Source organism: Streptomyces sp. CO7 (assembly GCF_053474865.1).
On sequence record NZ_JBRIOU010000004.1, the window covers coordinates 686,842 to 687,336 of the forward strand.

A 495-nucleotide genomic window follows, 5' to 3' on the forward strand; every position below is an offset into this window, starting at 1 on the left:
GCTTCCTGTCCGGCCGGTGTTGTCCGCACCGTCCGTACTTACTGCGCCTCCTGCCCCTCCTGCGCCGCCCGCGCCTCCCGCGCCTCCCGGGTCGACGATCTCGATCTGCAGGGAGACGCGGACGCCGGAGTCGACTCCGGCGGAGATCTCGTCGGCCCAGGCCCGCAGCTGCGGCACGTACTGCGGTTCGGTCGCGGCGAAGGCGGCGCGCCCGGTGGCGACGGGCGCGGCCGGGGTGCGGGGCAGGGTGTCGGCGACGGCGTCCAGGAAGCCGCGGACCAGGGCGGTGACGTCGGAGTCCGGCGCGGCGACAGCCTCCGCGGGGGCGGCGGCCACCAGTTCCCGCAGGCGCTCCACGTCCTCGGCGTCGAACGGCCCGGCCCGCCACGAGTCGTAGCCGCCCGGCGAGACCCCGGGCAGCGCACGCTCGCGGGCGAGCAGCCGCAGGGCCAGCGCGAGGACGCCGCCCCAGAAGCCGGTGGCGGGGTGCGGGGC

At 78.0% G+C, this 495-nt stretch carries 1 pseudogene; it reads right to left on the reverse strand.

The annotated features are described in order from the left end of the window. Window positions 1-495 (reverse strand): annotated as a pseudogene (locus tag ACOV8S_RS15940) (ATP-dependent helicase); the annotation flags it as partial.